Source organism: Catellatospora methionotrophica (assembly GCF_011297335.1).
Lineage (GTDB): Bacteria > Actinomycetota > Actinomycetes > Mycobacteriales > Micromonosporaceae > Catellatospora > Catellatospora methionotrophica.
In genome coordinates this window covers 851459-864200 of record NZ_JAAOTJ010000001.1, presented here as the reverse complement: position 1 = coordinate 864200, position 12742 = coordinate 851459, and the positions used below count along the sequence as shown (strand labels likewise).

10 protein-coding genes and 1 pseudogene are annotated in these 12742 nt (G+C 70.6%); 5 read left to right on the top strand and 6 right to left on the bottom strand.

Translation table 11 applies throughout. From position 1 onward, the window contains the following. Nucleotides 1-10: 10 nt before the first annotated feature. Nucleotides 11-448, top strand: a pseudogene (locus tag HAV40_RS39060) (hypothetical protein); the annotation flags it as partial. A gap of 164 nt (nt 449-612) precedes the next feature. Beyond that, complete coding sequence (locus HAV40_RS03820) at nt 613-2664, top strand: ATP-binding protein (protein WP_166378996.1); 2052 nt, start codon at nt 613-615, stop codon at nt 2662-2664. Nucleotides 2665-2728: 64 nt separating this feature from the next. On the opposite strand, the gene HAV40_RS03815 is transcribed toward HAV40_RS03820, so the two are convergent. Continuing rightward, entirely contained in the window at nt 2729-4507 is a 1779-nt protein-coding gene (locus HAV40_RS03815; RefSeq protein WP_166378994.1) for a VWD domain-containing protein, read from the bottom strand. Nucleotides 4508-4797: 290 nt separating this feature from the next. Here HAV40_RS03815 and HAV40_RS03810 point away from each other — a divergent pair, with 290 nt between their 5' ends. Beyond that, on the top strand, nt 4798-5160 hold the full coding sequence (locus HAV40_RS03810) for a VOC family protein (RefSeq protein WP_239086713.1): 363 nt from the start codon (nt 4798-4800) through the stop codon (nt 5158-5160). Nucleotides 5161-5350: 190 nt separating this feature from the next. Here the strand turns inward: HAV40_RS03810 and HAV40_RS03805 are convergent, their stop codons facing one another. Then, complete coding sequence (locus HAV40_RS03805) at nt 5351-6826, bottom strand: CHAP domain-containing protein (RefSeq protein WP_166378992.1); 1476 nt, start codon at nt 6824-6826, stop codon at nt 5351-5353. Nucleotides 6827-7070: 244 nt separating this feature from the next. After that, complete coding sequence (locus HAV40_RS03800; RefSeq protein WP_166378990.1) at nt 7071-8069, bottom strand: AraC-like ligand-binding domain-containing protein; 999 nt, start codon at nt 8067-8069, stop codon at nt 7071-7073. Nucleotides 8070-8410: 341 nt separating this feature from the next. On the opposite strand from HAV40_RS03800, the gene HAV40_RS03795 reads away from it, so the two are divergent. Together HAV40_RS03795 and HAV40_RS03790 are read left to right on the top strand one after the other, a co-directional pair. Next, nucleotides 8411-8788 (top strand): peptidase inhibitor family I36 protein, encoded by a 378-nt coding sequence (locus HAV40_RS03795; protein ID WP_166378988.1) that lies wholly within the window; start codon nt 8411-8413, stop codon nt 8786-8788. Continuing rightward, nucleotides 8788-9684, top strand: a complete 897-nt coding sequence (locus HAV40_RS03790; RefSeq protein ID WP_166378986.1) for a hypothetical protein — start codon at nt 8788-8790, stop codon at nt 9682-9684. Before HAV40_RS03795 ends, HAV40_RS03790 begins: the two co-directional genes overlap by 1 nt. A gap of 51 nt (nt 9685-9735) precedes the next feature. Here the strand turns inward: HAV40_RS03790 and HAV40_RS03785 are convergent, their stop codons facing one another. From HAV40_RS03785 to HAV40_RS03775, 3 genes are all read right to left on the bottom strand, one after another. After that, on the bottom strand, nt 9736-10842 hold the full coding sequence (locus HAV40_RS03785) for a purine-cytosine permease family protein (protein ID WP_166378984.1): 1107 nt from the start codon (nt 10840-10842) through the stop codon (nt 9736-9738). 95 nt (nt 10843-10937) lie between these two features. After that, the gene (locus HAV40_RS03780; protein WP_166378982.1) at nt 10938-11726 is read right to left on the bottom strand and encodes an ABC transporter ATP-binding protein; all 789 of its coding nucleotides are present in this window, start codon (nt 11724-11726) and stop codon (nt 10938-10940) included. A 4-nt stretch (nt 11727-11730) separates the two neighbouring features. Then, the gene (locus tag HAV40_RS03775) at nt 11731-12729 is read right to left on the bottom strand and encodes an ABC transporter substrate-binding protein (protein WP_166378980.1); all 999 of its coding nucleotides are present in this window, start codon (nt 12727-12729) and stop codon (nt 11731-11733) included. Nucleotides 12730-12742: the final 13 nt, after the last annotated feature.

Sequence of the window (12742 nt, the reverse complement as noted above, 5' to 3'; positions counted from 1 at the left end):
CGCCGGCGGAATGGGCCCCGCTGCGGTGGTCCACACAGACGTAGGGAACCGGACCTCGGCCACGGCCGGCCCTCGGCATGCCCGCCTTTGCGACGTCCATCCTTTATGGGCGGGTCGAGTCGGTGATGTGCCAGCGATGACAGAACGGCCGAACACTCGCGGTGCCCGCACACAGGGCGACCGGGTGGTCGGCAAGGGAGGCAGAATGTACGACCAGCCAGTGTGTCCCGGCGCGAGGCAGGCGTCCCACCACGCACCCGAGGCCCCCCGTCCCGCACTCGCGGTGGATCGTGACGTGCAGACGGTGCACGATCTGGCGCTGCTGCTGCGCAAACTGAGGCACCGCCACGCCCGCCAGCAGGGCGGCACACTGCTGACGTATCGGCAGCTGGCGGCCAAGACCGGCTGGTCGCACGGCATCATCGGCGAGTACTTCGCGGGAAACGTGCTGCCCCCTACCGAGCGGTTCGACGTCCTGACCCGGCTGCTCGGGGCCAGCAGCGCTGAACAGGGGGCGCTGGCCACCGCGCGGGACCAGGTCGAGGAAGGCCGACGTCGCATGAACCCGGGCGGGCCTCAGGAGCCGGTGCCGCAGGGGCTCAGGCGATCGGCATGGCGGCAGGCGCTCCCGTGCCGCAGCAGCTGCCACCGGCCCTGCCCGCGTTCGTCGGCCGCGTGGCGCTGCTCGCCCAGCTCGACGAGGCCACCACCGGTGGGGCAGGCGGCCCGGTCGCGACGAGCGTGGTGCTGTCGGGCACCGCCGGGGTCGGCAAGACAACCCTCGCGGTGCACTGGGCCCACCACGTCGCCGAGCGCTACCCGGACGGCCAGCTGTACGTCAACCTGCGCGGATTCGACCCCAGCGGCTCCCTGATGCCGCCCGCCGAGGCACTGCGCGGGTTCCTGGAAGCACTCGACGTGCCAGCCGAACGCCTCCCGATACACCTGCCCGCGCAGGTGGGGCTCTACCGGAGCCTGCTCGCCGGCCGCCGGATGCTGATCGTGCTCGACAACGCCCGCGACATCGAGCAGGTCCGGCCTCTACTGCCCGGCAGCCCGAGCTGCCTGGTGCTGGTGACCAGCCGCAACCGTCTCGCCGGCCTGGTCGCCGCCGAGGGCGCCGTGCCGGTCACCGTCGACCTGCTGTGCTTCGACGAGGCATGGCAGTTTCTGGCACGGCGCCTCGGAGCAGACCGGCTGAGCTCAGAACCGCAGGCCGCGAACGAGATGATCGAAAGGTGCGTGCGGCTGCCGCTGGCGCTGGCGGTGGTCGCCGCCCGAGGAGCGGCGCATCCGTCGTTTCCGCTGTCCACCCTCGCCGCCGAGCTACGGGAGACCCGGCGGCTGCTCGACGCCCTCGACGGCGGCGACGCCAGCACCGACGTACAGGCGGTCTTCTCCTGGTCGTACCAGCACCTGAGCCCGCCCGCCGCGCGCCTGTTCCGGCTGCTCGCCTGCCATCCAGGGCCGGACACCGCCATCCCCGCCGCCGCCAGCCTGGCCGGGCTGCCCCGCATGCGGGTGCACCGGCTACTGGCCGAACTCGCTCACGCGCACCTGGTCACCGAACACGCGCCGGGCAGGTTCAGCCTGCACGACCTGCTGCGGGGGTACGCGGCCGACCTGGTGGAAAGCATCGACCCACCGGACGCCCGGCGGACGGCGATCCAGCGCGGCCTGGACCATTACCTGCACACCGCACACGCGGCCGCGCTGCTGTTGCAGCCCGGCTGGGATCCGGTCGGCCTGGCCGACGCCCCAGCCGGGGTGACGCCCGAGGAGATCGCCGATCACAGCCACGCCCTGGTCTGGTTCACCGCCGAGTACCGCGTGCTCCTGGCCGCGGTCGCCCATGCCGAACGGGCCCGGTTCGCCGGGCACGCCTGGCGGCTGGCCCGGACACTGGTGGATTTCCTGCAACGCCAGGGCCACTGGTCTGGCCTGGTCGCCGCTCAGCGGACCGCCCTCGCCGCGGCGCAGCAGGTGGACGAGCGGCCCGGCCAGGCGGGCGCGCACCGTGACCTCGCCCGTGCGCTGGCCCGGGTCGGCGAACGGGAGGAGGCCGAAGGCCACTTTCTCGCGGCGCTGGAGCTGTTCAGTGAACTCGGTGACCACACCGGGCAGGCCCGGACCCACCGGGCGTTCGGCGCGCTGCTGGACCGGCTCGGCCGCCATGCCGACTCCCTGCACCAGGCACAGCAGGGCCTGCAGCTGTACCGGGTCGCCGGTCACCTGTCCGGTGAGGCCAGCGCGCAGAACGGGGTGGGGTGGGCCCATGCCATGCTCGGCCAGTACGGGCCGGCGCTCGACCACTGCCGTGCGGCCCTGGTGCTGTTGCGCGAGACCGACGACCGGCACGGCGAGGCGAACACCTGGGACAGCCTCGGCCTCATCTACGCCCGGCTCGGCCGCCACCGCCGGGCGGTGGCGTGCTACCACCGGGCCCTGACCCTCCTCACGCGGCTCGGTGACCGCTACGACGAGGCGGAGACCTTGAACCGGCTCGGTGACAGCCGGTGGTCGCTGGGCGACCGGGCAGGCGCCCTGCGGACCTGGCAGCGGGCGCTGCGCATCTTCGACGACCTCGGCCATCCCGATGCGGAGGGGGTGCGCGACCGGCTGGTTCGCGCCGGCGGCACTGCGGCGAGGGCCGGACGATCCTGATGGTGCCGGGCTCGAACACCGCCGGCCGACCGGGTTCCGGTCGGCCGGCGGTGCCGGTCAGGTGCTACTGGCGGGGGTTGCCGTCGAGCACGGGAGGGGCCGCGCCGACGTAAGCCTGCGCTGCCCTGGCGTCGAGTACCGCGACGTCCAGGGTGCAGTTGTTGAGCCATGCCTGGTGGATCCCGGCCCGGACGCAGACGGCCTGTGCCTGCTGGCGGAGGTCCTGCGGCAGGTCATTGGCGAAGAACGGCCTGCTGGGCGTGCCGTTCTGGATCTGGCCGCTGCAGGGTGCGAGCAGTGTGGCGGTCGGCGGGACCCGCCAGCTCTTGCCGTAGACGTTGTACAGGTCGTTGAACGACAGCGGAACGTTGAAGACGGTGCCGTCGGCTGCTTCGAGTTTGGTGACGTCGTTGTTCGGGTTGCCGAGCAGTCCGCGTACCGTCGTCGGCCAGGTGCCCAGGCCCACCGACAGGTCGACGTGAGTGGCGTTGACCTGGGCCCTGATGCTGTCGCCGGCTTCGTTGACGACGGTGTAGGTGTTGCCGCTGCGGTTGACGACGACGCCGCCGGGCACGGCGAGCTGGCCCGAGGCGAGGGAGGTTAGCGCACCGTTCACGTAGAGCTTCGGGCCCAGCGCCACGACCACGCTGGTGCTGCCCGTCCGCGCGCCGACACACGAGTTGATCGAGGTGTTCGGCCAGTTCGGCGCACCGGACACCTTGCGCGTCTCGACCTCGAAGCCGGTGCCGGTACGCGCCTCGACGAAGTCGCCGCTGGCCTGGAAGTCGTAGGACAACCCGGAGAAGGTGTGCTGGTGGGTGTCACCGATGGCGGTGGCGAACGCGCAGTTGGCGGTCGAGGAGTTGGTCGTGTTCTCCGTGAACACGATGGCGGGGCCCGGCGGGGTGGCGGGCGGCGGGGGAGACCCGAAGCTGAGGTTGTTGGTCTCGCCGGTGAAGCCCTGGGCCACACAGATGGGTGCGGCGGTGCCGCCGTAGTTGATCCTGGTCCGTACGGTCAGCGACGCGCCGGGGTTGAAGTTGGCCTGGAATCCGCCGCCGTCGCCGAACACGTTGAACTCGGCGATCTTCCAGCCCGCGGCCGCGTTGACGTAGTTGCCGCCGGCGATCGTGTAGGCGGTGAGCCCGACGAACGTGGTGACGCTGTCGCTGCCGGGGTTCGCCGTGCCGGACACCCGCAGGTTGGCCAGGTTCGTGATCGGCTGCATGGGCACCACCGCGCCGAAGGGGCTGTTGCGGTAGCAGTGGATGCCGTAGGTGAACCACCCGGCGGGGCAGGGGGCGCTGTAGAAGATGAGCCAGTACTGGATGAACGACAGGCCGGTGGTGCCGTCCTGTGCGTAGATGAACTGCTCCCAGCCGCGGCAGTTCGGGTCGGGCGAGGCCGCGCAGGCGGTGCTGACGAAGAAGTCGGTGTTCAGCTGCAGCGAGTACGCGTTGGCCACCGGCGCCCCCACACCGTTGGGGGGACTGCTGACGCTGGTGACACCCGATACGTTGTCGAACGAGCCGATGGCGTTGAAGATGAACCCGCTGGGCGCCTTGGCCGAGAGGTCATCGCCGTTGCCCACCACCATGGGGCGCGGGCCGGTGCGGGGGCCCATCGGCAGCGCGGGGCGGGGGACCATCGGGTTTCTCGACGGCGTCGCGCACGCCGAGTCCTGCCATGCCAGGTCCGGATAGGTCGCCGTGTAGCAGCCCTTGGTGGGTTTGGCGAGCTGTGAGATCTTCGTCTGCCAGGTCTGCTGGGCCGCCGCGCTGGGGATCGCGTCGATCGCGGCGCTGGCCTGGGCTCCAGTGGATACCAGTAGCAGGGCCGTCATGGCGACCGCGCTCAGTACCCGGCGCCTGGTTCGTGTGGGGCGGGATAGCCTCATCGTTCTCCTCCCGAGTCTTGCCTGTGGGGCATGAGTCAGGACAGCAGACGGCTGTTGTGATGCGGCTGTGAAACGGTTGTGGCCCGCGTGACAGGCATCGACATGCGTCTACGGCAGCGCGGCGACCGTAAACCGCTACGCCGGTGGGGAGGTGGCAAGTACGGTGTGGCTGCGTCCGGTGACCGCGTGCGGCGACGGCTGACCGAGACGGACGCGCTGACGCGAAGGAGCGAATGGTGCCAGCCGCCGTATTGCGTGGTGTCACTCTGGACTGTGCCGACCCGCGCGCACTGGCGGACTTCTACGGTGCGCTCACCGGGATGCGCGAGCTCTTCGGAACTGACGAGTACGTAGCTCTGACGGCCGGCTCCGGCTGTGATCTGGGTTTCCAGAAGGTCGACGCGTACCGGGCTCCGCAGTGGCCGGGCCAGGACGTGCCCCAGCAGTTCCACCTGGATTTCCTCGCCGACGACCTCGACGCGATGGAAGAGCTGGCCCTGGAACTCGGCGCGGCCAAGCCGGACCATCAGCCCGGTGACGGGCGCTGGCGGGTGCTCCTGGACCCGGCCGGCCACCCCTTCTGCCTGACATCCTCCTGACGTCAGCGGCCTTCCCGCATACTGCCGAGCGCGATCCGGCGGGAACGCGACGTCGCGGACCGGCGGCGCCGAAGACTCACGCTGACCGGCCCGCAGCAGGCCGGGCTGATCACGGCGCTGGACGCGCTGGCAGCGCGCCACCTGGCCGTCCCCGGCCCGGACGGCCAGGGATCGGTCGACTGAGCGGGGGTCAGAACCACACCGGGGACCACGTCGAGACTCCGCCACCGCCCGGGGTCCACACGTTCTCCGTGGCAGTGTGCGGATCCGCGCCGTTGGCCACGAACACGTGCCGCCAGCCGTTCGCGGTGACGAAGGACGAGATGTCGGACGGGGCTCCGCCCAGCGTCTTCACCGCGATGGTCGGTGGCTGGCCCGCGGGCCAGACCGCAGCGTTCACCGTGCCGTTGGGCCCCGCGGTGAACGCCTGCCAGTAGGTCTCCTTGACCGTGCCGTCGGGCTGCACCGTGAACACCTCCATCACCAGGCCGCTGCGGGCGGCGGTCACGCCGACGGTGCCGGGAACCTCGGCGATCAGGCGCGAGGCAAGGCTGCTGACACCCGGCGACCAGCGCGTTTCGGTGATCCATCCTTCACGGGTGGCGACATACACATGACGGTATCCGTTGTGCAGGACGGCGCTGATACTCGTGGGCGTACCGCCACCCAGTTGGGTGGTGAGGACGGTCGCAGGGGTCTGGTTCCACAGCCAGTAGGTCTCGCGGACGTTGCGGCCCGCGTCGACGCTGAACACCTGGGTGAGGCCGGAGCCGGCGTCATGGGTGGCGGTGATCCCGACCAGGCCGGGGATCGTGGCCGTGGGGTTGATGCGCCTGGTGGTGGCGGCCGAACCGGCTTGCCAGACGGTCTCGTAGACATGTCCGGCGTCCGTGGCGATGTACACGTGCCGCCAGCCGTTGGCGACCACCGCACTGACGTCGACGGCCCGGCCGGTCAATGTCGCGTTCAGCGCGACCGTGATCGTAGCGGGGGTCTGACCCCACAGCCAGTAGGTCTCCCGCAGCGTATTGTCCTCGTCGACGCTGAACACCTGGGTGAGCCCGGTGCTTTCGTCGTAGGCGACGCCGGTGTGCAGGGTACGCGTGATCGTTTCGTTGCCGAGGCCCTTGTTGGGCCCGTTCACGTCGATGTAGTGGTCCCAGGCGCCGGGAGCATAGGTCTGGTAGCGGTACTGCCCGGTGGGGTTGCCGTTGGCATCCACGCTGCCGTTGAGCTCTGCCACCTCGACGGATGTCACGTTGCCGGTCGCGCTCTTGTTGACCTTGGCCACGAATCCGACGTGCCCGTACGAGGTAGGACCCTCGGACTGGGCGAGATCGCCGGGCTCGATGCCGTCGGACGTGCTCGCTTTCACGGTGTGTCCCGCAGCCGCAGCCGCGTTGTCCCAGTTTCGGGCATTGCCCCATCCGGACACGCTGACACCGGTGTACTTCATCACCCAGTACGCCGCACCGTCGGTGCAGTTGCGGAACACGTATCCGCGCGAGCTCATGTCGGTGCCGCCCTTGCACCAGTCGGACCAGCCGCAGGGCGAGGCGTCCAGATCGGGGTAGTCATTGCCGAAGGTCGTCGTGGCAGACGCCGGCAGTGCGAGCAGCAGCGAGCCGATCGCGGTAGCCAGCACCACCAAGGCGCTTGCTGCCATCGCCCTGATGCTTGTGGCGCGAAGCATGAACATGCGACTCCTGCTCATCGGTCTGACCGGCCAGTACGCCCCCGAGTGCAAGCGGATTCTCGGGCAGCGCGCACTCCGCGCGGCAGACAGGCTGTCCGTCGCTGCGGGCCGCGAGCCAGGATCGCCAGTACGAGAACGGCATCCGCCCTCGTCGTGCCGGCTCAGGCGGCACCTTCGTCTCATCTGCGCTGTGCGACCGGCCGGCCTTGTCGGCCTAGAGGAGAGGGCCGACTGCCAGGTCCTCCGCCTGTCTCGCGTACAGGGTGCGGCGGTATTCGCCCGGCGGCTGCTCGAATGCCTGCTTGAAGGCGCGGTTGAAGGTCGACGGATCGGTGAATCCCCATCGTGCGCCGATCGCGGCCGCGCTGCGTGTGGCCAGCAGGGGGTCGGTGAGGTCGGCGCGGCAGCGCATCAGCCGCTGGCGTCGGATGAACTGACCGATGCTCAGCTCCTCTTCCCGGAACAGATGGTGCAGGTAGCGGACCGAGATGTGCAGGCTGGCGGCCACCGCCGCCGGCGACAGCCGAGGGTCGCCGATGTTCTCCGCGATGTGGGTCTTGATCTGCCGCAGGAGGCCCACCCTGCGGATGTCCGGGGTCAGCTCGTCGGTGACGTCGGTCTGTGCCGCGAGGTACGTGGTCGCGATGTCGACGGCGGCCGTGCCGAGCTTCGTGTCGTGCCTGCTGTCCATGGCGCTCGCCTCGGCTGAGAGGCTGTCGACATAGCCGGCCAGCACCGCTCCGATGCCGGACTGCGCGGGCAGCGGTCGAGCCAGTAGCCCGCGCAGCGCGGCCCCGGGGATGGGCAGTTCGCGGGGCAGGTGAAGGATCACCATACGCGCCGCGCTGCTCAGCACCGCCCCGTCGTACGGCCGCGAGTTGTCGTAGAGCAGGAAGTTGCCCGGTTCGATCCGGGCCTGCGCGTCGTCCTGGTCGATGCCCATCACTCCATCGGTGACCAGTGCGAGTGCCCAATCGTGCGGGTCGGACCGCTGGATCAGGCGCTGCGTGCGCACCGATCTCAGGTCCGGCATCTCCAGGACGGATATGCAGGTGTCACCGGCCGTGATCCGGGTCGCCGAGGCCTGGAAGTCGGCGGAACAGGCACTGCTGACGTGGGTCGGCGCCATCTCCCGGTTGGCCATCTCCCGCCAGCATTCGAATCGGTGCTCCGGTGGCAGGTCCCTGGTATCGAGTTTGACAGCGATCCCCATACATCGAACCTTATCCCTAGCTGCACGTCAGTAAACCCGCAGAGATGCCCGGTGTCGTGATTAGACGTGAAGTCCATCCGGGTAGCCGCAGTGCGGCCGAGCGGCGATGTCGGGATACGGCATCGGTCACAGTGCGCGGATCGCCAGGCGGCTTGCACCGAGCGTCAATGCCCGTCCGGCGCGACTCGTGAAGGCTGGTGGCGAGCGAGCGGTAAGGCTCGCTGTCCAGCTGATGTGACAGACCGGGGCCTCACCACCGAGCGGAACCTCGGCCCTCGCTGGTTGAGGTAGCCGAACATCGCGGTGGGCGGGTCGTGGCCTGTCACCGAATGGAGGAAGCAGTGCGTTCACCCAAGCAGATCATCGCGTCGATCGGCCTGGTCGGCCTCATGACCACGCTGGCCGTCGGCGGGCTCACCGGCACGGCCAGTGCCGACGCCTGCCCGTCCGGAGCGACGTGCGCCTACACCACGACGAACTACGGCGGCGCGCCCGGCCCCGTCTACGGCAACAACACGGATCTGCGGTCCTTCGCCAAGTGGACCGGCGCCGAGTCGATCTACAACAACGGCACCCAGTGCAACGTCTACGTCTATTCGTCGACCAGCTACGGCGGCGCCCGGTATCCGCTGAACAAGGGCACTGGATGGAAGACCATCTCCGGGTCGTCCATCTGGCATCACGCCTGGAGCAACAAGTGGTTCGGCACGGGCTGCTGATGACACGGCCGCGACGAGCTGCCACGGCGTCGGCCGTAGCGGCGTTCGCCCTGGTGGGCCTGGTCGGCTGCGGGACATCGTCCCCGGCCGACCGGGCTCGCCCGGCCCGGCTCTACCCGTTCGCCAGCGCCGTCTACTACACCGACGCCGAGCAACGCGCCGTCGATGTCCAGCTGGAACAGGCCACGGCGACCTGCATGCGCGACCGCGGGTTCAGCTACCCTCCGGCGGCGGCCGCGGCCGGGCCACCGTCGGCGTCAGAGCCGGACAACCCGTACGGCCTGCTCGACCTGGGCACGGCCCGGACCCACGGGTACGGCATCGTGCCGGCGGAGGTGCAGCATCGGCGGCGCAGCCAGGCGGCGACGCCGACTGCCCCCGATCCCGGGTACGAGCTGGCGCTCGTCGGCGACCAGCAGCGCCAGACCATACTCGACCTGCCCGACGGCAGCCAGGCGACGGTGGCCAGCGACGCGTGCGTGACCAGGGCGAGGCAGGCGGTCTACGGCCGCGACTGGGACCGTCTCTACTTCACCGTCCAGGCTCTCAGCAACATGGTCATCACCCGTACCGTGACGGACCCGGCAGTGGTGACAGCGCAGACCGCGTGGTCCTCGTGCCTGAGCCGAGCCGGTCACCGGGCTGAGTCGCCGGACGATCTCCGCAGGGCCATCCAGGTCCGGGCGCAGTCGGCCGCCGACGACCCGGCCATCCGCGCCGTCGCGAAAGCGGAACTGGCGGCGGCCGAGGCGGACGCCTCGTGCCAGGAGCAGGTCGAGCTGGGGCAGGCGATACGCACCGCGCAGGATCGCGCCGAGCAGCGGACGCTCAACGATCAGTTCCGGCGCGACCTGGAGCAGCTCAGGAACCTCAAACAGGCTGCGCTGGCCCGTTGAGCGGTGACAACGGCCGGATGCGAGGGTGCCGCCATGGGTACACCGTCGGCGTCATCGGGCAGATCTGGTCGGCGGAGCTGGCACGGACCGCTGCCGGTGGACCTGCCAGCCGGTGGCGACCACCGCGATCGCGAGACCGGCCACCGGCCCGGCCGGCGAACCGGCGAGGGTCAGCGCGGTCGCGGCCACTCCGGCGGGCAGCCAGGTCCAGACCGGCACCAGCCGGGCCGGTCGTCCCTGTCTGCGCCGCCAGCCCTCGACCGCCATCGGAACGATCAGCGGTGGCAGGGTGGCCGCCAGCACGGTCAGCCAGGTCAGCAGCGCCCGGTCGAAGCGCGCCGCGGCCAGGGTGCCGCCGAGGGCCGCGACGATCGCCATCCCGGAGGTGGCCGACAGTCGGGGCCAGACCGCCCGCAGCGCGAGCGCGCCGGAGAACGTGGTGGTCAGCGCGGGTGCGAACACCCCGACGGTGACGAAGACGTTGCCGTAGACCGCGATGCCCGGCGCGCTGGCCAGCACCGCGACCACGTCGGTGCTGCCGGTGCGCAGCCAGACCCCGGCACCGGCCACGGTGACTGCGATGGCCGGTCCGACCAGCAGGGCCACGCAGATCGCCAGGTCCCGCCGGGTGGCCAGGCCTCGGCTGAAGTCCGGCGCGCGCAGCGCGAACACCGCGACGTAGCCGCCGATCGCGGCGACGTCGGCGAGGCTGGCCCAGCCGCCAGGGTCGGCGGTCAGCGGCGCGGTGTCCGGGCGCAGCAGCAGCACGCATACCGCGACCAGCGCCAGCGCCGCGACCGTGGTCAGCACGGCGATCCGGTTGTTCCACCGGCCGGGCGCGAACGACGCGGCCAGCACGGCGGCGGCCAGCAGCAGGGCTCCGGCCGGGCCGGGCAGCCCGGTGACCTTGGCCAGTGACGCGCCGCCCAGGCCGACGTTGAAGCCGTTCCAGCCGATCATCGCGGCGGCGAGCACCGCGCCGAGCAGGACACCGGCCCGTTCCGGCAGGTAGCGCGGGGCCAGTTCGGTGAGGGCGGCGTTCTCCCCGTACGGCTGGCGCAGCCCCAGCGCGCCCTGCCCGAACAGCAGCGCCGCCATCAGGGCCGCGCCGCCGAGCAGTGCGAGCAGCGGGACGGCGCCGTCGTGCCGGTGGGCCATGCCGGCGCCCAGGATCAGCGCGGCGGGCGCGGCCCCCAGGCCGAGCCAGGCACCGGCCGCCGCGCTCCAGCGGCGGGCCGGCGCCGGCGTCGCGTTCAGTGGTTCGCTCCGGCCCCGAGCAGGCCGCGGATCTCGGTGGCGTACCGGTCGAAGCGCTGGTCGGACATCACCTTGGCGTAGTCGCGTTCGGCCGGCAGGTCGACGTCGATGGTCCGCATGATCCGGCCGGGCCGCGGGCTCATCACCTCGACCCTGGTGGCGAGGAAGACCGCCTCGGCGATGGAGTGCGTGACCAGCAGGATGGTGGTGCCGGTCTCCCGCCAGATCCGGTTGAGCTCGGCGTTGAGCTGCTCGCGGGTCAGCGCGTCCAGCGCGCCGAACGGCTCGTCCATCAGCAGCACCGACGGCTGGTGCAGCAGCGCGCGGCACAGCGCCACCCGCTGCTGCATGCCGCCGGACAGCTCGTGTGGCAGCGCGTCCTCGAAGCCGGTGAGCCCGGTGAGCTCGATCAGCTCGTCGGCGCGGCGGGCCGCCTGACGCCGGTCCATGCCCCGGATCTCGGCCTGCAGCAGGATGTTCTTGCGCGCGCCCCGCCAGTCGAGCAGGGCGGCGCGCTGGAACACGTACCCGATCTCCTTCTGGGCGCCGGTGACCGGCCGTCCCATCAACGAGACCGTGCCGGAGGTCGGCGCCACCAACCCTGCGACGATCTTGAGCAGGGTGGACTTGCCGCAGCCGGACGGGCCGACGATCGTCACGAACTCACCGGGGGCGACCCGCATCGTGACGTCGTCGACCGCGACGGTCTGGGTGCGCTTGGACTGGAAGCGCACGGTCAGGCCGGTGATGTCCACCGCCGGCGCGGCCGTTGACGGGACGGTCACCGGGTCAGCCCTTCGCCGCGTACGTGCCGGACCAGTACTTGCTCGGCGCGCCCGGGTCCTTCAGCTCGGCGTGCTTGGTCATCAGGTCGATGGTCTCGGTCCACTTGGCTTCGGCGTTGACGCCCGGCGCTGCCGCGTCGACCAGTGGCAGGCACAGCGTCAGCTGCTTGACCAGGACGTCCTTGGCGGGTTCGTTCTCGGCGAGTTTCTCCATCGCGGCGGCCGCGGCGGGGATGTCCTTGGCCGCCTCGGCCCAGGACTTCTGGGTGGCCCGGACGAAGGCCTTCACCAGCTCCGGGTCCTTGGCCAGCGTGTCGTCGTGCACGACCAGGCCGGTGCCGAGCAGGTTGAGCCCGAAGTCGGCGAACAGCAGGTGGTCGACCTTTTTGCCGGTCTTGGCCTCGATGGTCGGGGCCTGGTCGTGGAAGAAGCCCTGGATCGCGTCGACCTTGCCCTCGGCCAGCGCGGCGATCTTGCCGGCCGCGTCGACGTTGACGACCTTCACCTCGGCCGGGTCGACGCCGTTGGCCTTGAGCAGCGCGGGGAAGGTCGCATACATCGCGTCACCCGGTGTGCCGCCGACGGTCTTGCCCTTGAGGTCGCTGATCTTCGTGATGTTCTTGTCGGACAGGAACTCCACCGACGAGGGCCCCTTCTGCAGGAACACACCGACGCTCTTCACCTTCATCCCGGTGGTGATGGCCTTGAGCAGCGGCGGAGTGTCGGCCCAGCCGAACTCGGTCTGCTGCTGGGCCACGGCCTGGATGGTCTTGCCGGAGCCGCCGCCTGCCTTGATCGTCAGATCGATGCCCTCGGCCTGGTAGAAGCCCTTGTCGAGGCCGTAGTAGAACGGCGCGTGCTCGCCGTACGGGACCCAGTTGAGGGTCAGCGTGACCTTCTTGTTCTCGCCGGGCGCGGCGGGCTGGTCGTTGGTGCCCGGTGCGCAGGCCCCGGCGGCCAGCAGCAGCGCGGACGCGGCTGCCAGCAGGGGAAGTCTTCTCATGTGGTTGGTCCTC